14 protein-coding genes are annotated in these 21,809 nt (G+C 67.3%); 11 read left to right on the plus strand and 3 right to left on the minus strand.

Annotated elements, in window-relative coordinates; genetic code table 11:
* Positions 1 to 244: 244 nt before the first annotated feature.
* Positions 245 to 3,244 (plus strand): cation-translocating P-type ATPase, encoded by a 3,000-nt coding sequence (locus tag JS531_RS07605; RefSeq protein WP_214314701.1) that lies wholly within the window; start codon positions 245 to 247, stop codon positions 3,242 to 3,244.
* Positions 3,245 to 3,465: 221 nt separating this feature from the next.
* Here JS531_RS07605 and JS531_RS07610 read toward each other — a convergent pair whose 3' ends face one another.
* Positions 3,466 to 5,286: an FIVAR domain-containing protein gene (locus JS531_RS07610; protein WP_214314703.1), complete on the minus strand. Its 1,821-nt coding sequence runs from the start codon at positions 5,284 to 5,286 to the stop codon at positions 3,466 to 3,468.
* A gap of 73 nt (positions 5,287 to 5,359) precedes the next feature.
* Complete coding sequence (gene dcd, locus JS531_RS07615; protein WP_214314705.1) at positions 5,360 to 5,941, minus strand: dCTP deaminase; 582 nt, start codon at positions 5,939 to 5,941, stop codon at positions 5,360 to 5,362.
* Between the two features lie 418 nt (positions 5,942 to 6,359).
* On the opposite strand from dcd, the gene JS531_RS07620 reads away from it, so the two are divergent.
* The 6 genes from JS531_RS07620 (at position 6,360) to JS531_RS07645 (ending at position 14,884) form a co-directional block, all read left to right on the plus strand.
* Positions 6,360 to 7,232: a hypothetical protein gene (locus JS531_RS07620; protein ID WP_214314707.1), complete on the plus strand. Its 873-nt coding sequence runs from the start codon at positions 6,360 to 6,362 to the stop codon at positions 7,230 to 7,232.
* Between the two features lie 10 nt (positions 7,233 to 7,242).
* Positions 7,243 to 7,923 carry an esterase gene (locus JS531_RS07625; RefSeq protein ID WP_214314715.1) on the plus strand — a complete coding sequence of 227 codons (681 nt, stop codon included), beginning with the start codon at positions 7,243 to 7,245 and terminating at the stop codon, positions 7,921 to 7,923.
* A gap of 260 nt (positions 7,924 to 8,183) precedes the next feature.
* On the plus strand, positions 8,184 to 8,963 hold the full coding sequence (locus JS531_RS07630; protein WP_217625669.1) for a sulfite exporter TauE/SafE family protein: 780 nt from the start codon (positions 8,184 to 8,186) through the stop codon (positions 8,961 to 8,963).
* Positions 8,964 to 9,155: 192 nt separating this feature from the next.
* Positions 9,156 to 11,228 (plus strand): Na+/H+ antiporter, encoded by a 2,073-nt coding sequence (locus JS531_RS07635; protein WP_214314719.1) that lies wholly within the window; start codon positions 9,156 to 9,158, stop codon positions 11,226 to 11,228.
* A 128-nt stretch (positions 11,229 to 11,356) separates the two neighbouring features.
* On the plus strand, positions 11,357 to 11,809 hold the full coding sequence (locus JS531_RS07640) for a nucleoside deaminase (RefSeq protein WP_214314721.1): 453 nt from the start codon (positions 11,357 to 11,359) through the stop codon (positions 11,807 to 11,809).
* Between the two features lie 756 nt (positions 11,810 to 12,565).
* A complete protein-coding gene (locus JS531_RS07645) occupies positions 12,566 to 14,884 on the plus strand; it encodes an alpha-galactosidase (protein WP_214314723.1) in 2,319 nt (772 codons plus the stop codon).
* A gap of 128 nt (positions 14,885 to 15,012) precedes the next feature.
* Here JS531_RS07645 and JS531_RS07650 read toward each other — a convergent pair whose 3' ends face one another.
* Entirely contained in the window at positions 15,013 to 16,032 is a 1,020-nt protein-coding gene (locus tag JS531_RS07650) for a LacI family DNA-binding transcriptional regulator (protein WP_214314725.1), read from the minus strand.
* Positions 16,033 to 16,360: 328 nt separating this feature from the next.
* Here JS531_RS07650 and JS531_RS07655 point away from each other — a divergent pair, with 328 nt between their 5' ends.
* The 4 genes from JS531_RS07655 (at position 16,361) to JS531_RS07670 (ending at position 21,713) form a co-directional block, all read left to right on the plus strand.
* On the plus strand, positions 16,361 to 17,689 hold the full coding sequence (locus JS531_RS07655) for an extracellular solute-binding protein (RefSeq protein WP_214314732.1): 1,329 nt from the start codon (positions 16,361 to 16,363) through the stop codon (positions 17,687 to 17,689).
* A 113-nt stretch (positions 17,690 to 17,802) separates the two neighbouring features.
* On the plus strand, positions 17,803 to 18,915 hold the full coding sequence (locus JS531_RS07660; RefSeq protein ID WP_240542108.1) for a glycoside hydrolase family 172 protein: 1,113 nt from the start codon (positions 17,803 to 17,805) through the stop codon (positions 18,913 to 18,915).
* A gap of 125 nt (positions 18,916 to 19,040) precedes the next feature.
* Positions 19,041 to 20,069 (plus strand): LacI family DNA-binding transcriptional regulator, encoded by a 1,029-nt coding sequence (locus tag JS531_RS07665; protein ID WP_214314736.1) that lies wholly within the window; start codon positions 19,041 to 19,043, stop codon positions 20,067 to 20,069.
* Positions 20,070 to 20,387: 318 nt separating this feature from the next.
* Positions 20,388 to 21,713 (plus strand): extracellular solute-binding protein, encoded by a 1,326-nt coding sequence (locus tag JS531_RS07670; protein WP_214314738.1) that lies wholly within the window; start codon positions 20,388 to 20,390, stop codon positions 21,711 to 21,713.
* Positions 21,714 to 21,809: the final 96 nt, after the last annotated feature.

Here is a 21,809-nt window from a genome sequence, read left to right on the forward strand (position 1 = left end):
ACGGGGAACGCGGGGTGCGGGCCGGTCGCCCGGCGGTTGATTCGGCGACCGTCCGGCGGCTTATTCGACAACGCGGCCCGCCATGTTTCGCCGGTGGGAATCGACCATGTGGAATAATGGCAACCGTATGCATCGGCGGCAGTCGCGCCGGTGCCCATAACCGCGCAGTCCGTCGCGCACCGGAGAGACAACCGGCAGGCGAGGGGCGGGCTGACTACTCCGCGGCTATACCAAGGAGAACACCATGGTTGATCAGAAGGATCAATCCGCAGCGCTCGCAACGAACGAGAGCGCCATATCAGAGGAAACCCGCGCCCAGCAGGCGCTGCTCAACGACATCGACCCGAGCCTGACCGACGCGGCCGCGGTCGCCAAGGCGCTGGATGTGGACCCGGCGAAGGGCCTGAGCTCGGCCGAGGCCAAGCGCCGACTCGAGAAGTTCGGCCCCAACGAGCTGGCCAGCGCGCCGCCCGTGCCCAAGTGGAAGAAGTTCCTGGCCCAGTTCCAGGACCCGCTCGTCTACCTGCTGCTCGCCGCCACCGTCATTTCCGTGATCGCGTGGTTCATCGAGCGCGGCCACGCGGGCGCCGAGGGCGGCGAGCCGCTCCCGTTCGACGCCCTCGTCATCGTCCTCATCCTCATCGTCAACGCCGTGCTCGGCTACATCCAGGAGGCGAAGGCCGAGGCCGCCGTCGAGGCGCTCGCCCAGATGACCGCGCCGCAGACGTCCGTCCTGCGCGACGGCAAGGTCGTGCGCATCAACACCGCCGAGGTCGTCCCCGGCGACATCATCGTGCTCGCGGAGGGCGACTCCGTCTCCGCCGACGGCCGACTCGTCTCCGCCGCAAGCCTGCGCATCGCGGAGGCGAGCCTCACCGGCGAATCCGTGCCGGTCGGCAAGAAGCCGGACACGCTGCCCGAAGCCAAGGCGCTGGGCGACCGCACCAACATGATCTTCAACGGCACGTCCGTCACGCAGGGCACCGGCCGCGCCATCGTCACCGGCACCGGCATGAACACGCAGGTCGGCAAGATCGCCGACCTCCTGTCCGCCACCGACGACGAGCAGACGCCGCTGCAGAAAGAGATGGACTACGTCTCCAAGATCCTCGGCATCGCCGTGTGCATCATCGCGGCCGTCGTGCTCGCCGCGCTCGCGGTCCTCGAGGGCTTCCACTCCACGCAGGACGTCATCGACTCCCTGCTGCTCGCCGTCTCCCTCGCCGTGGCCGCCGTGCCCGAGGGCCTGGCCGCCATCCTCACCGTCGTGCTCGCGCTCGGCGTGCAGCGCATGGCCATGCACAACGCCATCGTCAAGAAGCTGCACTCCGTCGAGACGCTCGGTTCCGCGTCCGTCATCTGCTCCGACAAGACCGGCACGCTCACCCGCAACGAGATGACCGTCGAACGCGTCGTCACCCCGAGCGGCGAAGTGCAGATCACCGGCACCGGCTACGCGCCGGAAGGCAAGATGGTCGCCGCGGACGGCTCCCCGCTCGCCGACAGCCCGGCCCTCAAGGCCGAGGCGCTCGCGACGCTCGCCGTCGGCACGCTCGCGAACGACGGCGACCTGCGCGAGGAGCACGGCACGTGGGAGATCGTCGGCGACCCCACCGAGGTGTCCCTCATCGTCGCCGCCCGCAAAACCGGCGCGATGAAGGGCTACGAACAGTTCGCGCGCGTCGCCGAAGTGCCGTTCACGTCGGAGCGCAAGCGCATGTCGATCATCGCGAAGGACGCCACCGAAGGCGGCAAGCTCACCGTATTCGCCAAGGGCGCGCCGGACGTGCTGCTCGGCTACTGCTCGCGCATCGCCGTCGGCGGACAGGTGCGTCCGCTCACCGAAGGCGACCGGCAGACCATCCTCGCCACCGTCGAACGCCTCTCCTCCGAGGCGTACCGCACGCTGGGCGAGGCGTACCGTCCGCTCGGCACCGCCAACCTGTCCGAAGTGGACGGCATCCAGTCGAACGCCGCCGGCCAGGTCACCGACATCGCGGACCAATCGGACGCCATCGAGACGGACCTCATCTGGACCGGTATGGTCGGCATCATCGACCCGCCGCGCACCGAGGTGCGCGACTCCGTGGCCGAAGCGCACCGCGCCGGCATTCGCGCCGTCATGATCACCGGCGACCACCCGCTCACCGCGGCCCGCATCGCCTCCGACCTCGGCATCATCGAGAAGGGCGGCAAGGCCCTCACCGGCGACCAGCTCGACGAGCTCGCCGCCCGCGACGCCGCGACCGGCGACGGCAAGGGCACGAAGGCGTTCGACAAGGCCACCTCCGAGGTGTCCGTGTACGCGCGCGTGGCGCCGGAACACAAGCTGCGCATCGTCGAATCGCTGCAGCGTCAGGGCAACATCGTCGCGATGACCGGCGACGGCGTCAACGACGCCCCGGCCGTCAAGACCGCCGACATCGGCGTCGCGATGGGCATCACCGGCACTGAGGTCACCAAGCAGAGCGCGAAGATGATTCTCGCCGACGACAACTTCTCCACCATCGTGGCCGCCGTGCGCGAAGGCCGCGTGATCTTCGACAACATCCGCAAGTTCCTGCGCTACCTGCTCTCGAGCAACGTGGGCGAGGTGTTCACCGTGTTCTTCGGCGTGGTGCTCGCCGGCTTCCTCGGCATCACCCAGCCGGGCACGCAGGGCGTCACCGTGCCGCTGCTCGCCACCCAGCTGCTGTGGATCAACCTGCTCACCGACGCCGCCCCGGCGCTCGCGATGGGCGTCGACCCGCAGACCGAGGACGTGATGAACCGCGGCCCGCGCAAGGTCACCGACCGCGTCATCGACGCCTCGATGTGGGGCGACATCATCTACATCGGCGTCATCATGGCCGCCGTCACGCTCATCGGTATGGACATGCACCTGGCCGGAGGCCTGTTCACCGACCGTTCCGTCGACGCGCTCGGCCATGAGGCGCAGATGGTCGAGGCCCGCACGATGGGCTTCACCATCCTCGTGTTCGCCCAGCTGTTCAACGCGATCGCCTCCCGCTCCCACGCGCAGTCCGCGTTCGTGGGCCTGTTCTCGAACAAGTGGCTGTGGGGTGCGATCGGCCTGTCCGTGGTGCTGCAGCTCGTCGTGATCTACGTGCCGTTCCTCAACGGCGCGTTCGGCACGACCCCGCTCTCGCCGATGGCATGGCTCGAATGCATCGGCCTGGCCGCGTTCGTGCTCGTCGCCTCCGAGCTGCGCAAGTGCGTGCTGCGGGCGATGGCGCGCAAGTGAGCGCCCGGCGGTAGGGCCATCGCATAAGGGGGAGGTCCCATACGGCGTGTGCCGTATGGGACCTCCCCCTTTTCGTATGCGCGTTCGTTGGCATGCACGCTGTGCGTGCGGTCTGTGCGTGCGGTCTGTGCGTGCGATTGCGGTTCGCGTGGTCCGACGCGATGCGGCCTGCGCGGGTGGGCAGTTGCCCGCGCAGGCCGCCCACCCGCGTCAACGCCGGCTCACTGGCCGTCGCTGTAGGTGGTGCCGCCGCCGTTGTCCGCGGTGCCGTCCGAAGTGCCGTCGCCGGACTGGTCCTGGCTGTCCTGCTGTTGCTGCTCCTCCTGCTGGCGGCGCTGCTCCTCCTCCTGCTGGCGCTGCAGTTCGGCCTGCTTGTCCGCTTCCTGCTTGGCGGTGATGGAGTTGTTCACGTTGTCGATGGCGGTCTGCAGCTGCGTCTTGGCGTTGGTGATGTCGTCGTCGGACGACTTCGAGTTGTTCACCACGTTGTTCGCATTGGTGATGGCGGTCTGCAGCGCGGTGCGCGTGCTGTCGTCCTGCACCTGGCCGTCGGAGGAGGTGAGCAGGTTCTGCGCGCTGGAGATCGTGCTGTTGAGGTCGTTCTTCAGCGAATCGGTGGTCTTGGTGGTCTTGCTCTTGGTCACCGCGCTTTCGGCCTGCTTGAGGGTATCGAGCTGGTCGTCGGCCTGCTTCTTGGCGTCCTTGAACTTCTGCACGTTCGTCTTGAGGTCCGACTGGCTCATGTCGGCGCTGCAGCTGGCGTCCGTGGTGATGGAGCCCGCGTCGGTGATGGCCTGGTTGAGGGTGGTGAGCGTGTTCACGTCGCTCACCTGCGTGGACGTGGTGCCGTCGGCGGTCTGCTTGGCTTTCGCCGCCTCGTCCGTCAGCGCCTTGGACGACTTCTCGTACTTCGACTTCGCGCTGTTGCACACCGCGACCGTCAGGTCGCCGCTGTTGGAGCGGAACCAGAGGACGCCGCCCACGATGAGCGCGATGACGACGATGACCGCCGCCACGATGCCGGCGATCTGTCCCTTGGAAAGCTTGCGCTTGCCGCCGCCCTTGCCGTTGCCTTCGGCGCCGTCGCGTCCGTCGTCGTCGCCGTTGTTGGCGGAGTCATCGTCCTCGTAGAAGTCCTCCGGGGCGATGGACGGCGGCATGGAGACCGGCTTCGCCGCGTTCTCCGCCGCGATCCGATCCATCATGCCCGGCTGGAACACCTGGGTGGCCGCCTCGCTGGCGGCGGGCTCCGCCGGTTCGACGGCGGTGGGCATGGCGGTGGTGGCACCTTCCAGCGGGCTGAAGACGACAGTCTCGCCCGGCTGGGGGCCGGCGGCCGGTGCGGCCTGGGGCTGCTGCGGCGTCTGCGCCGGCGTGAACGCCATGGTGGGCTGGTCGGCCGGGGTGAACGCCTGCGTGGGCTGTTCCGCGGCGGGCGTCGGCGTGATGGCCTGCGTGGGCTGCGCGGCCTGCCGTTGTGCGGCGTCGTTCACCGCCTGGACGAAGTCCGGCACGAACGCCTGGGTCTCCTGGCCGGGGTCGGTGGCCGGCTGCGGGACCGACGGCACGGCCTGCGTGGCCTGCTCCTGCCGTTCCTGCGGCGTGGGCAGCGGCACCGGCGGCAGCGACGGCGTGGGCAGGGAGGCCGGAGCGGGAGCGGTCGGAGCGGTCATCGACGTCGGCACGACGGGCGTCGACGGAGCAACGGGAGTGACCGGCGTGACGGGAGTGACCGGCGTGACGGGGGAGGAGACGAAAGGCGACTGCGCGGACACGGCGCCGGGCATGTCGAACGACACGTCGAACTGCGGGGTGAATGCCTGCGTGGCCTGCGGATCCGTGCCGGCGGCCGGCGCGATGGGCGTAGGCTGGACGGCCGGCATCACCGGTGGCTGCGGCGCGGCGGCACCGGCTCCCGCGGACTGCTGCCAATCGGGCGTGAACGCCTGCGTGGCCTGCGGGTCATCCTGCCCGGTCTTGTCCTGCGGGTTCTTGTTCTGGAAATCGAAGTGGAACTCACCCATCGTGGGGTCGGTCATCATGTCTCCTCAATGCTTGGAATGCGTGGCGGCGGCCCGTGCGACGGCCGCTGCGGCGGAATGCCGGTGGCGGCGGTCAGTCGTCGATGTGAGCGCGGTAGAAATTCACGTACGAACGGCTGGGGGTGGGCCCGCGCTGGCCCTGATAATGCGATCCCACGCCGTTGGAGCCGTACGGATGCTCGGCGGGGGAGCTGAGCTGGAAGAAGCACATCTGGCCGATCTTCATGCCCGGCCACAGCTTCACCGGCAGCGTCGAGACGTTGCTCAGCTCCAACGTGATATGCCCCTCGAAGCCCGGATCGATGAACCCGGCGGTGGAGTGGGTGAGGATGCCGAGACGGCCCAGCGAGCTCTTGCCCTCCAGACGGGCGGCGATCGTCGGATCGAGCTTGACATACTCCCACGTGGAGCCGAGGGCGAATTCGCCGGGATGCAGGATCCACGGCTCGTCCGGCTGCACTTCGAACTGCTCGGTGAGCGCACCCTGGTTCTCCGCCGGATCCACATACGTGTACGCGTGGTTGTTGAACAGGCGGAAGAAACGATCGAGACGCACGTCGATGGATGCGGGCTGCACCATCTCGGGGGTCCACGGCTCAAGCGAGATATGACCTTCGGCCTGCGCGGCCAGAATGTCGCGGTCGGACAGCAGCATGAACTCACCTCAACGAATCGATGGACGGGATACACCTAACCAGCCAGTCTAACGCCCACCCGGAACTATGGGCCCATCATCTTCCCGGGATTCACGGGCCTCCCCGCATGCGGCGGGCGTCCGGATGCCCGAGACTTTCAGGAAATCCACAGGCAACGGTGGAGGGAAGCACAGGAACGTATGGTTATCTAGGACATGTCGGCAAGAGCGCCGGCCCGGAGCGCAAGTTCCCGACAACTGAACCTTTCTTCTTCTCTCTCCTTTCTCTGGCCCCGGCGGTGACCCCGCCGGGGTTTTCCGTTTCCGTCGTCGTCTTCCCTCCATCGGACATTCATCCCGCAGACCTATGGAGGAACCGCGCCCCCGGGCTAGACTGGACGCGGAAGGCGATGTGGCATACGAACGAAGGGGACGATAGATGGCGGACGATTTCGACCACCTGGAAGACGACTACGAACAGGCCGGACGCGTGCCCGCACGCGGACGGACACGTCCTGCAACCGCATCGCCCGGCATCCGGCCCCACGAAACCATCTACCGCGTGGGAGAGCGGGCCGACACCGGCAGCCGCGTATGCTCCGCACTCGCCCTGCTCACCGGCCTCGGCTCCATCGCGCTGGGAGGCGCCTCCGCGGCCCACGAACTCGCCCCCGCCTACCTCGACCCGAACGGCACCGTCCCCGGACGGTTCATCGCCATCGCCTGCGCCACCCTCATCGGCGTGACCCTCATCCTCGTCATCGCGGCCAAAGCCAGCCGGCCGCGCAACACGAGTCGCCGCGGCACCGGGGCGACGGGACTCGTCGCCATGTTCCTCGCCGTGCTGCTGCTCGCACTCGGCGTGGTCGTCGGCATCCTCTTCCCGGCCGGACTGATCCGTCCCGCCATGCGCGACGAAGCGCCGGTCGGCAGCGAGGACGGCATGCGGTACAGCATCGAACGCGTCACCGGAACCTGCGAAGGCGGCTGGACCGACGTGGACGTGCACGCCTACCCGGGCGTGCAGGTCGTGGCCGTCTGCCCCACCACGCGCGTGGCCTACGCGCTGTTCGAATCGGACACCGCCGCCGGACTGTACCGTACGCCGCTCGAGACGAAGGTCGTCGAACTGCTCGACGAGCACGCCGACGATACGCAGGCCCAAGGCGACTGGTGCATGCTCACCGGCGGCAGGTGGGTGGCGTTCGGCGGCAAGGACGCGATGACCCTGCTGGAACAGGAGTGGGGCGGCAAACTCGACACCGTCGGAACAACCGACACCACAGGCGCGCAACAAGGCCAACAGGAATAGAGTGGACGCCATGAGCATCGACCTGACCATCGCCCAATACTCGCGGGGCGGCGGGGCCACCCACCCCACGCACCCGTTGTTCCTCTGCCTGCACGGCTGGGGATCGAACGAGATGGAGATGGCCGACCTCATGCGCCAGATCGCGCCCTACAACGACTACGCCTCCCTGCGCGGCCCCATCCGTCTGTCCGGCGGCGACGCGTTCTCGCCCGGCGCCTACGCATGGTTCACCGAACGCGTGCCCATGGGCGAGGACCTCGACCGCGACGCCTACGAGATGGCCCGGTCCATCGACCGGTGGGTCGGCAACAACCTCGCCGACGAACGCCAGGTCGTGCCGCTCGGCTTCTCTCAAGGAGGCCTGCTCGCCACGCACCTGCTGCGCGTCAACCCACGCCGATACTGCGCCGCCGTCTCCCTTTCCGGATACCTCGCGCCGGCGGCCGTGCCCGGCACCGCACCGGCCGACGGCATCCTCGACAACTACAACATCCCCGTCTTCTACACGTACGGCAAGAACGACGACGTCGTGCCCAAGTACGAGCTGTTCGCCGCGCAGGCGTGGCTGAACGAGCACACGTGGCTCACCACGAAGAGCTACCGCGCGCTCGACCACAACGTGAGCCTCGAGGAGCTCACCGACCTGCGGCAGTGGCTGCTCGACCACGACATCACGTCCGGCATCCTGTGACGGGGGTGACGGCGTCGCGTGCGGTATCGCGGGCGGCGTCGCGGGCGGCGTTGTGGGCGGCCGGCGGACAACAAGTGGAAACCGGACGGGCCGGGCGCATACGGCGCGTTTAGACTGAAGCCGTGAACGCAGCAATCGCAGCAATCGACGAGAAACACGACAACGGCCGGGACGAGAACCGGGCGGACCGGGGGAACCGCGAGAACCGGGCGGACCGGGAGAACCGGGCGGGTCGGGACGGGACCCTTGACGAGAACCATCTGGACGAATCGCCGCGGGGACTCATCATCATGGGCGTCGTCGGCGTGTTCGTCGGCATCCTGTCCGGCCTGTTCGGCATCGGCGGCGGCACCGTCATCGTGCCCGCGCTGGTCTGGCTCGGCCTCACCCAACGGCATGCGGCCGCGACCTCGATGATGGCCATCGTGCCCACCGCCGTTTCCGGCGTCATCTCATACGCGATCGAAGGCGACGTCGACTGGATCGCCGCGGCGCTCGTGTTCGGCGGCATGTTCGCAGGCGGGCAGATCGGCTCGTGGCTGCTCTCCAAGCTGCCGGAAGTGGTGCTGCGATGGGTGTTCGTCGTGTTCCTCGCGTTCGTCATCGTCAACCAGGCCATGTCGAACCCGTCGCGCGATTCCGAGATCGCCATGAACGCCGGCACCGTGATCGGGCTCATCGCGTTCGGCCTGGTCGCCGGCGTCCTGGCCGGACTGCTCGGCATCGGCGGCGGCGCGATCTGCGTGCCCGCGCTGTCGATCCTGTTCGGCGCGAGCGACCTCATCGCGCGCGGCACCTCGCTGCTCGCCATGTTCCCCAACTCCATCACCACGTCCGTGGCGAACGTGCGCCGGCGCATGGTGCACGTGAAGGCGGCGTTGATCATCGGCGTCGTCGCGGCCCTGACCGCGCCGCTCGGCACCTGGCTCGCCGCCGCGGTCACCCCGCGCACCGGCGCGATCATGTTCACCGTGTACCTGTCCGTGCTGCTCGTACGTTCCGTGTTCGTGGCGATGAAGGCCACGCGCCGCGCGCGGTGAGACGCCCCGCGCGGGTGCGCCGTACGTTCGCCGCGCGGGTGCGCCGCCCGGATGCATGGTGCGGATGCATGGCGCGTCTCGCGTACGCCGTGTGCTTAACGATTTCCTAACCCGTTTCCTATACTCTGGACCATTGGCCGACGCCCGAGGAGAGCGGGCGACGAGAGGGACGAGGAAACCGGAAAGAGCGTCATGGCTGTTGTCGAACTCATATTGTGCATCATCGCGGCGGTCGTGCTGTCGTCGTTCCTCAGCCGGTTCATCCCCAAGGTATCCACGCCGCTCGTGCAGATCGCGTTGGGCGCGATCATGGCGCAGCTGCCGTTCTTCCCCAACGTGAGCCTCAACCCTGAAGTGTTCATGGTGCTGTTCATCGCACCGCTGCTGTACCTCGAGGCGCACGAGATCGACAAATCCGCGCTGCTCAAGACGCTCAAGCTCAGTTTGTCTTTGGCCATCGGCCTCGCCATCGCCACGATGGCCGCCGTCGGGTTCGCGCTGCACGCGATATGGCCCGCGATGCCGCTGGCCGCCGCGCTCGCGTTGGGCGCGGCCCTCGGCCCCACCGACGCCGTCGCCGTCAGCTCGCTCGGCAAGGAGGCGTCGCTCACGCTGCGCCAACGCGGCGTGCTCAAAGGCGAATCGCTGTTCAACGACGCCTCCGGCATCGTCGGCTTCCAGTTCGCCATCGCCGCCGCCGTCACCGGCGAATTCGCCGTGGGCGAGGCCACCGGCGACTTCATCGTCTCGTTCATCGGCGGATCCCTGTTCGGAGTGGTCGTGGGACTGGCCGCGAACTGGCTGTTCGAGACCATCCGCTCGCTCGGCTGGGAGACCACCACCACGCGCATCCTCATGGAACTGTTCCTGCCGTTCCTGCTGTATTTGGGCGCGGAGGAGGTGCACGTCTCCGGCATCCTGTCCGTCGTGGCCGCCGGCCTGCTGGTCCGATTCGACCGCACCGGCATCGGCCCCAACGTGGCGCGCACCAACATCGTCGCCACCAGCGTGTGGGGCGTGCTCTCGTTCACGCTCAACGGCGCCGTGTTCATCCTCCTCGGCATGCTGCTGCCCGGCGCCATGACCGCCAGCTGGTCCGACCCGTGGGTGAGCAACCAGCTGCTCATCGGCGTCATCCTGCTCGTCACCGGCGTGGTCATCGCGCTGCGGTTCATCTGGGTGACGGCCATGCTGCGCATCGCACGCGACGTGAACACCGGCAAACGACGCAAGATGACCGTCGAACGCCTCCGTTCCGCGGCCGTCATGACGTTCGGCGGCGCCAAAGGCACCATCACCCTGTCGCTGATGTTCACCATCCCCTACTATCTGGCCGCAGGAACGCCGTTCCCCATGCGCGACGAACTCATCTTCATCGCCTCCGGCGTCATCGTCATGACGCTGCTGCTCGCCAACTTCATGCTCCCGCTGCTCGCACCCAACCGTCACAAGGACGACGTGGGCGAACTCACCGAAATCACCATCGAAGTGCTGCGACGCACCATCGAGGAACTCACCGGACGCATCACGCCGGACAACCGACGGGCCGTACTCATGGTCATCGACTCGTACACGAAACGCATCGGACGGCTCAAGCACCGCATCGGCGCACTCGACCCGCAGGGCTACGGACGCCTCCAGATCCGCGCGCTCAACTGGGAGAAGGAGTTCGTGCACGACAGGCTCCTCGACGTCAAAGCGCACCCCAGCATGGACAAGGCCACGCAGGAACTCAACGTGGAGGCGTGCGAACGCATGCTCGACCAGATCATGAACACGCTGCGCCACACCACCGCCGGACCGGACTCCGGCAGGCTCGGATGGCAGATCAGCGGCCGCATGCGCGGATGGCGGCACCGCACCATGAACCTCGTGAAACGCACCGTCAACCGCATCCGCCGCACCACGCCGCTGGTGAGCGAGGACCAGATCTTCGCGCACACGCGCGTCCTGCAGGTCGAGGCCATCGAGCACGTGATCGCCATGCTCGAGGAGGAGATGACGTACGACAGGTACGACACCGAATTCTGCTCCGCCCTGATCCTCGACTACCGTCGCGCCGAAGCCTCGCTCAAGTCGCGGCCCAACGTGGCCGGCAGCGCCGTGGCCGCCAGCCAGGCCGAGGAGGTCAAGAAGCAGAGCTACGCCATCGAGCTCGGCGTGGTGCAGGACATGCTCGAGGCCGGCGACATCTCCCGCTCCCAGGCCAAGGAGCTGAGGCGCAACATCTACGTCATGCAGGTGGATGCCGATTCCGGCATCTGACGGCACGTCCGGGTCGGCTGTCAGTTCCGGCGTCTGCCGGTCGGCAGGCCCGAGACCTGCGGAAGGCATCCCTGCGGAAGGCATTGGGTTCCGGTTCCACGGACCCGGCCACCGGTACATTGGTCGGTATGCGATACGACGAGGAGATGGGTGAGGCGTTGGCGCTGGCCCGACGCGCGGCGGCCGCCGGCGACGTGCCGGTGGGTGCGCTCGTGGTCGACGATGCGACTGGCGTCGTGATCGGCCGCGGCTACAACACGCGTGAGGCGGACGGCGATCCGCTCGCCCATGCGGAGATCGTCGCGATGCGTGAGGCCGCCGCGGCGCGTGGCGACTGGAATCTCGCCGATTGCACGCTCGTCGTCACGTTGGAGCCGTGTCCGATGTGTGCGGGCGCGTGCCTGCAGACGCGTATCGGGCGCATCGTGTTCGGCGCGTGGGATGCGAAGCTCGGCGCCTGCGGTTCGATTTGGGATATTCCGCGCGATCCGCACGTGGGGCATGTGCCGGAGGTGCATGGCGGCGTGCGCGAGGGGGAGTGCGCCGCGCTTCTCGCCGTCTTCTTCGCCGGTCGGCGGTGACGCAGGGTACGATTTGTCCAAGTGAGGGGGATAGCTATGAAGGCTCGGCGGATTCGATTATCGGTGGCGTGGCTGGTTGCGAGCGTTATTGCGGTTGTGGTTATCCTTTTGGGTGCCGGAATGGCTGTCAGGAGGGAATTCCTGGTCGATACGAGTTCGACGGTCATTGAGATATCGCAATCCCGGTTATTCTCCCGCGAGACGCTTCTGGATGGAGCGAAGCATATCGAGAATGACGCTTCGGATTTCCGAGGATGCAGTATAGACAGGATTGTGTATCGCGAGCCGCATCCTATGGTGGCTGGCGGAGATGGAAGAGACAAGCCCGGGACTCAGACGACATTCATGATGTATTACCATTGCGAGCACGAACAGAAGTCGATTCCTCAAAACGGTTCGTATGAGTACAGATTGATGTATCAGCCATCCGATTCCACGGATGGGACCGGATGGCTGACGGTCGATCATGGCAATGGGTGATGCTGTCGGTGGTGTCGCAGACGGACTGTTTCTCGTTCTGGATGCGCTCTCCGTGAATCGGTTAGGCGGGGCTACGACTGGTCGTTTCGCTAGGAGGGGTGTTTGCGAATCGGTCCGGCGGTATGCTGCCGACTTGCTTCGCCGAGGGGCCCTTATCCGCGTGATCGTCATGCACAGGCGGGAAAACACACGAGATTCCTCTGAAGGACGGCCTGTTGCCCTACCATCGGAACCGATACAGACCCCGACGCGAATCGAATCCCCAGGAGGTCAGCAATGACGCGCATCGAACGATTCACCGGCGCCGCAGCCGACGGCACGCCAATCACCCTCATCTACGCCGAACAGGACGCCGCCGTACGCCCGGACGCCGCCGTCGCGTTCGCGCTCGCCTTCCCCGGCGACGACCTGCCGCGCTTCGTGCACTGGGGCAAGCCGGTCGCCGCACCCGAGACCCTGCTCTCCCAGGTCGACGCCCTGAAGCCGCAACGCGTGTCCGGCGCTCTCGACGAGACCGCATGGCCGTCCATCCTGCCTACGCAGAGCGAATCGTGGATCGGACAGAAGCGCTTCGAGGTGCGCCGCGACGGCGTCGAACTGTTCCCGTGCTTCACCGTCACCGACATCGCAACGGCGCTCGACGCGCGTCCCGCGCTCGACGTGACGCAGGCCGTCGACGCCCCCGAATCCACGCCCGCGGAAGCGCGCGTGACCACGCCGGCCGTCACCGTCGACACCCCGGTCGTCACCGTCACCGCCGAGGACGCCGAACTGGGCGTGCGGATCGTCTGGACCGCGGAACTGCTGCACGGCGGCCTCGTCCGCCAACGCGCCACCGTCACCGACACGACCGACGCGGCGGCTGGCGCGCTCGAAATCGGCCGTGTCGAACTCGGCTTCCCGCTGCCCGCCGTCGCCACCGAGATCCTCACCACCACCGGACATCATCTGCGCGAACGCAGCCCGCAGCGCCAGCCGCTCACCGTCGGCCGGTTCGAGAAGGTCTCGATGGCCGGTCGTCCAGACTTCGACGCCTCCCTTCTCCTTACCGCGGGCGTGCCCGGCTTCGGCTTCGAACACGGCGAGGCGTACGCCGTACACGTCGGCTGGAGCGGCAACAGCGTGCTGTCCGCCGAACGCCAGCCGTACACCACCGGCCTGATCGGCGGCGGCGAAGTCCTGTTCGGCGGCGAAGTCATCCTCTCCTCCGGACCCGCGTACACGACGCCGTGGGTGTACGGCGCGACCGGCGACGGCCTCAACCAGATCGCCGCACGCTTCCACACCTACCTGCGCGACCGTCACCCCGAACTCGCGTCCAAGCCTCGCCCCGTCATCCTCAACACGTGGGAGGCCGTCTACTTCCAGCACGACTACGACACCCTCAAGGCGCTCGCCGACAAGGCCGTCGAGTCCGGCGTCGAACGCTTCGTGGTGGACGACGGCTGGTTCGGCTCCCGTCGCGACGACACGTCCGGTCTGGGCGACTGGCAGATCTCGTCCGCGGTGTGGCCCGAAGGCCCGAAGAGCCTCAAGGCGCTCGCCGACTACGTCCACGGCAAAGGCATGGAGTTCGGCCTGTGGTTCGAGCCGGAGATGATCAACCCCGATTCCGACACGTACCGCGCCCACCCGGAGTGGACGCTCAAGCCCACGCTGGACCGTCTGCCGATGCAGGGCCGCTCCCAGCAGGTGCTCGACCTGACTAACCCGGAGGCGTACGCCTACATCTACGGATGCATGGATCGGCTCGTCGGCGAGCTTGGCATCGACTACATCAAATGGGACCACAACAAGCTCGTCACCGAGGCCGTCTCGCCGCGCACCGGCCGCCCGGCCGTGCACGCGCAGACCCTCGCCGTCTACCGCATCTTCCACGACCTGCGCGAGGCCCATCCGGGGCTTGAGATCGAAAGCTGCTCGTCGGGCGGTGGCCGCGTCGATCTCGGCATCCTCGAGTTCGCGAGCCGCATCTGGGTGTCCGACTGCGTCGATCCGGTCGAGCGCGCCGACATCCAGCGCTACACGTCCCTGCTCGTACCGCCGTGCATGATGGGCGAGCATGTGGGCGCGAGCCCCGCGCACTCCACGCAGCGCGCCACCAGCCAGGAGATGCGCATGGCCACCGCGTTCTTCGGGCACATGGGCATCGAATGGAACCTGCTCAAGGAGCCGGCGGAGGCCCTCGCCGAGTTGGGCGAGTGGACCGCCGAGTTCAAGAAGCACCGTGCATGGTTCGCCGTGGACGCGTGCGTCCATGCGGACACCCCCGACCCGGCCGTGCGTCTCGACGGCATGGTCAAGCCGGACGGTTCCGCCGCGTTCTACCGCTTCACGCAGTTGACCACCGGCCAGACCTATCCGGCCGCGCCGGTCCGTCTGCCCGGCCTCGACCCGGACGCCGTCTACCGCGTGCAGCCGCTGCACCTCGATCTTGACCTTGCGGCGCTCGGCCTCGGCAATGGTCAGTCGACGCTCGGCTGGTGGACCGCCGACGGCGTCCTTATGACCGGCCGAGCGCTCGCCACCTACGGCCTGCGCCCGCCGAGCCTGCATCCTGCGCAGGCGGTCCTGTTCACCGCGGTCCGTCAGTAGGCCGTCGGTAGGACGTCGGTAGGCCGTCGGTGGCCGTCAGTCTGTGGGCTGACGGTGACCTGCGGCTGCCGGTTGTGCAGTCCGACAGTCCGCCGGCCCTCCGGCACGCGGGCTTGCCTCCGTCGCCCCTACTCCCGCACCGGCGCGCTGGTCGCGCCGGGCTGGACCTCCACCGGCACGGTGGTGTGCGGCTCCTCGAGCGTCTTCCCTTCGATGAGGTCGAGCGCCTTGCGCGCCGCGATGCGTCCCATCTCGCGCGGGGGAGTGGGCACCATCGTGCTCAGGTCGATGGCGTCGGCCACGTCGGAGCCGTCGAATCCGAATACGGACACGTCGTCCGGCACGCGCGCGCCGGCCTGCCGCAGTTCGTGGATCACCCGCAGTGCGTAGTGGTCCGACCACACGCAGATTGCGGTGGGGCGTTCCGGTTGCGTGAGCATCGTGGCGATGACCCGTTTGGCCGATTGCGGTTCGTGCGGGTCGATGTAGTGGATGCCGCAGTCGGTCAGTCCCAGCGAGACGATTTCGTCCTTGTATCCGCGGGCGCGTGCGTCGAAGCCCCATGCGGTGCCGTTGAGCGGGTCCACGCGTCCGATGTAGCAGAAGCGGCGATGCCCCATCGCGGCGAGGTAGCGTACGGCCATCGCTTCCGCCGCCTCGTCGTCGATGGCGATGGATGCCTGGCAGCAGCTGATGTACGGCGAGTTCACGGAGACGATGGGCATGTCCATGCCGGCCAGCGTGTCGGCCTCCTCCTGTGTGGCGGAGAAGCCGGTGACGATGAGGGCGTCCGCGTTGCGGTTGGCGGGCAGTCGGGTGAAGAATTCGGCGCGTTCGTCCACGCTGCCGGCGCGGTAGAGCATGAGGTCGTATTGCGCGCGGCTGAGCACGTCGTACAGGCCTTCGTACAGTTCGCCCATGAACCAGCCGGCGATGGTTTCGCGGGCGAGCAGCGCCACGCGGTTGGTGCGTCCGCTGGCCAGGGCCGCCGCCGACCGTGACGCCGTATAGTTGAGTTCCTTGGCCGCTTTGAGCACCTTTTCGCGCGTCGCTTCCGCCACGTGGTCCTTGCCGCGCAGCGCGCGTGAGGCGGTGAATGTCGAGACTCCGGCCGCTAGGGCCACGTCGTTGATGGTCGCGCGTTTCATGGTGATCGCCGGGTGCGCGCCCCCGGCTGCGCGTCGCGCACCGCGGGCCGTCCGGGCCGTCCTTTCTGCGGCGTCGGGTGGTACTGCTGTGATGCCACACCATCATATTGCGTTTTCCGGTATGCGTGTGCAATCGATTGCTCCGATACGGTCCGACGCCGTGCGGATGTGCGGTGTGTGCGTGTGCGCGTGCCGTGTTGACATGGCTTCGCGTGCGGGTTACGATGTTGCGTAATCGATATCGCAAATACGGCGTAAGCACATCTGAAGGAGCTGTGTGAGCGCTATGGTACCGATTGCACAACAGGAGATACGAGGAGGTAATCCGATGAGGAGCATGATTCGCAAGGCCGGCGCGCTGCTGGCCGCGTTCGCCATCGCCGGCACGCTGACCGCGTGCGGCCCCGGTTCCGCGAACAACGCGAAGGAGGACACCAAGCCCACGGACGTGAACACCGACCTGGGTGACAAGAAGTACGAGCTGACCCTGTGGGACGGCGCCGGCCTGAAGGCCGTGGACGAGGCTCTGATCGCCGGCTTCGAGGCGAAGTACCCGAACATCACCATCAAGGGTCAGTACGATCCGGACAACGTCTCCGGACAGAACGGCCCGCGTGTGATTTCCGCCTCCGATGCCCCGGACATCGCCCGCGTCACCGACATGAACACCGCCGTGCGCGGCAACCACCTCATCTCCCTGGAGGCGTACGTCAAGGCGTACGGCTGGGACGTGCCGGACTCCCAGACCGAACTGTACCGCGTGGACTCCAACGGCAAGCTCGGCGACGGCGACCTGTACGCGCTGCCCAACTCCTACTCCGTGACCGGCATCTACTTCAACACCAAGCTCGCCAAGCAGCTGGGCATCGACGCGGCGCCGAAGTCGGTCGACGAGTTCGTCCAGGACATGCAGAAGGCGAAGGACGGCGGCGTCCTGCCCATGATGACCTACGCCAAGGATGGCGGCACCTCCTTCGTGTTCCAGGCGCTCATGGCCAACAACAGCTCTGCCAAGGACGTGCAGAACTGGATCCTGCAGAAGTCCGGCAGCTTCGACACCAAGGCCGCGCAGGACGCGGCGGCCACCCTGCAGGAGTGGAACAAGAAGGGCTACCTGCCCAAGGGCGTGAACGCGGTGGACGCCTCGACGGCGCTCAGCCGCTTCTGCTCGGGCGAGGGCCTGTTCTTCCCCAGCGGCAACTGGAACCTCGACACCATCGCCAAGTCGCTGGGCGAGGACGTGCAGTTCTTCGCATTCCCGGGCGCCACGGCCGAGGACGAGCCGAACGTCGCCGCGAACGCCGGCGCGTTCTACGGCATCCCCGTGAACTCCAAGAACCATGACGCCGCCGCCGCGTTCCTCAACTACACGCAGAGCGACGAGGCGCAGCAGATCATCGTGGACAACTCCGGCTACCTGCCCAAGGCCTCCACCGACGGCCTCAAAGCGAACAGCACGCTCCAGCAGAGCATGTTCGACTCCTACGCGGGCGTGCTCACCAGCGGCCACACCAGCGACTTCATCAACAACGCCACGGCCGGCATGCAGGCGAGCGGCCTGATCCCGAACTTCCAGCTGCTGCTCGACAACAGCATCACGCCGCAGGAGTTCACCAAGAACGTCCAGGCGCAGTACGAGAAGGAAGCCAAGCAGTAGAGCCAAGCAGTAGTAGGCCCCAGCCCATCTCAAGGACGCGGGCCGCGGGCCGCGGCGCCGGCGTCGCCTCCGGGCGGCGCCGGCGCCTTCCATGAAGGAGGAACGACATGACGATGACGACCCCGTACCAGGGGAACCTGGCGGCGCTGCCGATGCTGTGCGACGAGGTCACCCGGTCCATCAACGCGGAGAACCCGCACGGCCTGCCGGGAGGCGCGTGCCATGAGGCCGGTCCGCTCGGCCCCTCGCGCAAGGGCCGGCCGTGCCTGACCGACGTGGCGCCCGGCGCCTCGGTCACCCTGGCCGACATCGAAGGCCCCGGATGCATCCGGCACATGTGGTTCACCGTCACTGACCGCACCGACGACGCGAACCGGTACGTGCTGCGCGACCTGGTGCTCGCCATCTACTGGGACGACGAGGACGAGCCGTCCGTGGAATGCCCGCTCGGCGACTTCTTCTGCTGCGGGTTCGGCCGTAGCTGCGACGTCACGTCCATGCCGATCACCGTGGCGCCGACCCGCGGCATGAACTGCTACTTCGCCATGCCGTTCCGCCGGCGCGCGCGCATCGTGGTCCGCAACGGGCATCCCAACCCCATCCCTGCCCTGTTTTACCAGATCGACTACGCGCTGGGCGAGGCGTATGCGGACCCGTCGCTCGCCTACTTCCACGCGCAGTGGCGCCGGCAGCCGGTGACCGAGACCGCCCACGACTACGTCATCCTCGACGGCGTCGAAGGGCGCGGACAGTACGTCGGCACGTATCTCGCCATCTCCACGCTGCAGCGCTACTGGTGGGGCGAAGGCGAGGTCAAGTTCTACATCGACGGCGACGGCGAATACCCCACGGCGTGCAGCACCGGCACGGAGGACTACTTCGGCGGCGCGTGGAGCTTCGCCGGCGTCCGCGACGGCCGCGCCGTCGAACGCACGTTCTGCGCGCCGTACTTCGGCTACCCGTTCCACGCCACGCACGACGACGGCGTCTTCAACCCGTACCACGACGATTCCTGCCCGCCGATGCGCGGCCTGTACCGCTGGCACATCCCCGATCCGGTCCGGTTCCGCGAGGGCCTGCGGGTGACGCTGCAGCAGATCGGTTCGGGATACGAGGGCGCGTTCGAACGTCAGGACGACGTGTCCAGCGTGGCCTACTGGTACCAAAGCGAGCCGCACGCGCCGTTCCCGCCGCTGCCGGAGGGGCGGGCCCGTCACCCCCGGTGACGGGGAGTCGGACGCAAGGAAGGCCGTGAAGCCCGTGAGGTAGCATCGAGGCACATCCGCGCGCATCGTCGCACACATCGGCGGCGCGCATCGGCCGCACGCGCGGGCACGGCAAAGGAGGGGCCATGGGTGAACCCACGATCTACGAGGTCGCCAAGGAGGCGGGCGTCTCCGCGGCCACGGTCTCCCGCGCCATCAACGGGCGCGACCGTATCTCCGAGGCGACGCGCCGGAAGGTGTTCGAGGCGTGCGAGCGGCTGGGGTTCTCCGTGTCCAGGACGGCGTCGATGCTGCGCACAGGCAAGAGCAACCGCATCGCGTTGACCGTCGGCAATTCGCTCGCCGGGTGGTTCAGCTCGGAGCTTGCGGAGGGCGTGTACTCCACGTTGTCCGCGCAGGGCTACGACCTGCTGTCGTACCGTCTCGCCGACGCGGCCCAGCGACGGGACTTCTTCGCGTCCATGCCGGTGAAGCGCAACGCCGACGCGTTCATCATCTCGTCGTTCGACGTGACGGACGACGAGCGGCAGGCACTGGAGGGTCTGGGCATGCCGGTCGTCGGCGTCAACACCATCGGCCTGACGGCGGAACGGGACATGGTGTCGATCGGCGTGGACGACATCCAGGCCATGCGGCAGACGATCCACCAGCTGGCCGGATTGGGGCACCGACACATCGCGTTCGTGCACAAGGCGCAGGAGCATGCCGGTTTCGTCTGGGAGGCCGACCAGCGCATCGAGGGATACCGGCTCGGCATGCGGGCCGAGGGTCTGGACGTCCCCGAAGGGTACGTCATCGCGGTGAAGGAGGGGCCTTCCGCCGGCGCGGACGCGTTGGGCGCGCTGCTGGCGCTCGACCCGCGTCCCACCGCGGTGTGCTGCATCAGCGACGAGAACGCGATTCCTCTGGTGCATGAGTTGCGTGCCTACGGCTTCGACGTGCCGGGCGACATGTCGGTCGTCGGGTTCGACGACTGGCCGCTTGCGCAGGCGCTCGGACTGTCGACGGTCCGGCACGATCCGCGCGCCTACGGCGCGATGGCCGCCGACATCGCCATCCGTCTGTCCCGTGGGGAGCAGGTGGATGGGCATCGGATCGTCGTGCCGACGCGGCTGATGCTGCGGGGGACCGTCGGTCCCGCGCGGCGTGCGTAGGAGGGTGGTGCGGACGGGGTGCTGGCCGCCGGATGCATAAGCGCATATGCATAAGCGTTTATGTGGCATGTGCCACGATGGCGGTTCGATGGTTCCGTGAAGTCGGCGGGTTCGTCGCCGGCTTCCGTAAGTGCCTGTTTTCGTAAGTGTTGTGCGATATCCGATGGCTGCCTTCGCCCGCGTGTCGCGTGTTGACGAACCGGTTCGATGCCTGCTATCTTCATACATAAGCGCTTAGCAAGCCTAGGTGCTGGAGAACAAGTCAAGGAAGACAAACCGAGCGGTCACACCGCCCGGGTGGAGGAAAGGAAGCCTCTTATGAGGATCGCGAAAGCCGCCAAGACGATCGTCGCCGGACTGCTGTCCGTGGCCTGCCTGGCATCCGTCGCCGCTTGCGGCCCGGGCTCGTCCAACAGCAAGGCCAACACCAGCAACGAACCGGTGAGCACCGATCTGGGCGATACCAAGTACGAGCTCAAGCTGTGGGACGGCGCCGGTCTGAAGACCTTCGACGACCAGCTCATCGCCGCCTTCCAGAAGAAGTACCCGAACGTGACCATCAAGGCCACCTACGATCCGGACAACACCTCCCAGCAGAACGGCCCGCGCATCATCTCCGCCGCCGATACCCCGGACATCGCCCGCATCACCGACATCAACTCCGCCGTGCGCGGCAACCACGTCGTCAACCTCGACGAATACTCCAAGGCCTACGGCTGGGATCTGCCGGATTCGCAGACCCAGGTCTACCGCGTCGACTCCAACGGCAAGATCGGCTCCGGCAGCCTGTACGCCGTGCCGGACGGCGTCTCCATGACCGGCCTGTACTGGAACAAGAAGGTCGCCAAGGAACTCGGCATCACCGAGGCCCCCGCCACCGTGGCCGAGCTCGAGGCCGACATGAAGAAGGCCAAGGACGCCGGCAAGCTCGCCATGATGATGCCCGCCAAGGAGGGCGGCACCTCCTACATCTACCAGGCGCTGCTCACCAATTACGAGGGCCGCGACACCGTCCAGGATTGGATCATCCAGAAGGACGGCGCCACCTTCAACACCGACGGCGCCGTGAAGGCCGCCCAGAAGATCCAGGAATGGCAGAAGGCCGGCTACTTCTCCAAGGACGCCCTCGCCCTCGACGGTTCCACCGCGCTGAGCCGCTTCAGCAACGGCGAGGCCCTGTTCTTCCCCTCCGGCAGCTGGTACTCCGCCTCCATCAACGACGCGCTCGGCGATGACGCCGGCTGGATCGCGTTCCCCGGCGAGAAGGCCGATTCCGGCTCCGCCGCCGCCAACGCCGTCACCGCCTTCGGCATCCCGGCCAACGCCAAGAACAAGAACGCCGCCGCCGCGTTCCTGAACTTCCTCCAGTCCGATGAGGCCCGCCAGATCGCCGTCGACAACGGCTACCCGCCGATCGGTGAAGGCGAGACCCCGAGCACCGACAACCAGCTGCTCGGCCAGGTCCTCACCGCCTACGAAGGCCTCGTGAAGACCGGCAACACCACCGACTACATCAACAACGCCACCGCCGGCATGCAGGCCAGCGCCATCATCCCCGGCTTCCAGTCGCTGATCGACGGCTCCATGACCCCGAAGGCGTTCGTCGAGTCCATCCAGGCCCAGTACGAGAAGGAAGTCAAGTAGCCTTCCGCCCGTAACCGGGCATCCCACCGAGACTTCGGGCGGAACGGACTTCCCCTTCGCCGTTCCGCCCGATCCCATTCCCACACACGTCAATCC

Origin of the sequence: Bifidobacterium sp. CP2 (assembly GCF_018555635.1) — a bacterium.
GTDB classification, from domain to species: Bacteria; Actinomycetota; Actinomycetes; order Actinomycetales; family Bifidobacteriaceae; genus Bifidobacterium; species Bifidobacterium saguinibicoloris.

Bases quoted from the DNA above. Each gene is read 5' to 3' on its own strand.
- JS531_RS07635 (WP_214314719.1), top strand. From the start codon at position 9,156: ATGGCTGTTGTCGAACTCATATTGTGCATCATCGCGGCGGTCGTGCTG.
- JS531_RS07645 (WP_214314723.1), top strand. From the start codon at position 12,566: ATGACGCGCATCGAACGATTCACCGGCGCCGCAGCCGACGGCACGCCA.
- JS531_RS07640 (WP_214314721.1), top strand. From the start codon at position 11,357: ATGCGATACGACGAGGAGATGGGTGAGGCGTTGGCGCTGGCCCGACGC.
- JS531_RS07620 (WP_214314707.1), top strand. From the start codon at position 6,360: ATGGCGGACGATTTCGACCACCTGGAAGACGACTACGAACAGGCCGGA.
- JS531_RS07670 (WP_214314738.1), top strand. From the start codon at position 20,388: ATGAGGATCGCGAAAGCCGCCAAGACGATCGTCGCCGGACTGCTGTCC.
- dcd (WP_214314705.1), bottom strand. From the start codon at position 5,941: ATGCTGCTGTCCGACCGCGACATTCTGGCCGCGCAGGCCGAAGGTCAT.
- JS531_RS07625 (WP_214314715.1), top strand. From the start codon at position 7,243: ATGAGCATCGACCTGACCATCGCCCAATACTCGCGGGGCGGCGGGGCC.
- JS531_RS07660 (WP_240542108.1), top strand. From the start codon at position 17,803: ATGACGACCCCGTACCAGGGGAACCTGGCGGCGCTGCCGATGCTGTGC.
- JS531_RS07605 (WP_214314701.1), top strand. From the start codon at position 245: ATGGTTGATCAGAAGGATCAATCCGCAGCGCTCGCAACGAACGAGAGC.
- JS531_RS07655 (WP_214314732.1), top strand. From the start codon at position 16,361: ATGAGGAGCATGATTCGCAAGGCCGGCGCGCTGCTGGCCGCGTTCGCC.
- JS531_RS07665 (WP_214314736.1), top strand. From the start codon at position 19,041: ATGGGTGAACCCACGATCTACGAGGTCGCCAAGGAGGCGGGCGTCTCC.
- JS531_RS07610 (WP_214314703.1), bottom strand. From the start codon at position 5,286: ATGATGACCGACCCCACGATGGGTGAGTTCCACTTCGATTTCCAGAAC.
- JS531_RS07650 (WP_214314725.1), bottom strand. From the start codon at position 16,032: ATGAAACGCGCGACCATCAACGACGTGGCCCTAGCGGCCGGAGTCTCG.